Origin of the sequence: Anaerolentibacter hominis, assembly GCF_032380675.1 — a bacterium.
GTDB classification, from domain to species: Bacteria; Bacillota; Clostridia; order Lachnospirales; family Lachnospiraceae; genus Anaerolentibacter; species Anaerolentibacter hominis.
Window position 1 is genome coordinate 1 of record NZ_JAWDIX010000013.1, and the last position, 623, is coordinate 623.

1 pseudogene is annotated in these 623 nt (G+C 50.9%); it reads right to left on the reverse strand.

What is annotated here, in order from left to right:
- Positions 1-254: 254 nt before the first annotated feature.
- Positions 255-623 (reverse strand): annotated as a pseudogene (locus tag ABCW47_RS15100) (hypothetical protein); the annotation flags it as partial.

The following is a 623-nucleotide window of genomic DNA, read 5'->3' on the forward strand; positions in this document are numbered from 1 at the left end:
CCCGGCTCTCCTACCGTTCCCTTTAACGTCATGTCATTGCTGGTTCCATCCTTGGTCACTTCTGTCGTGCTCTTGTCGGTTACATCCTTTGCGAATACCGTGCTTCCCATGCTCATGGTCAGCGCCAGTACCAGCACCATTGCTATCATTCTCTTCTTCATACCTTTCCCTCCATCTGTCTCTTTTTCTCTGCTTATTGCTTCTCTATCAAAAAGGAGCTCTTTGTTTTGTCTCCTTTCAGACCTGTTTCTCTATCACTTCTCTACCGTTACCGTGATCCCTGCCGACACCTTCCCCAGGTAGCTCTCATCACTTATCCGGTACGCATGGATGTATGCCGTACATGCATACTCCCCTTCCTTCAGCTCTTTCTTTAACTCTCCCTCCGGCACATAACTCCCCGGCTCCAGCAGCCCCGTCTCATAGATCAGTTCCCCGCTTTCATCCAGGTACACCTCCAGCCTCGTATACTTCCCGTTCGACTTCGGGTTCTCAAATAAGATGTTCCCCTTTGCCTTCCCGTCCGCATACACCGGGTTCGAGTTCAGCGTAAACGCGATCATCTTCTCACTCACCTGACGGTTTAACTCCGCCTCGATCTCTTCCTCACTCTTCCCAGGCAT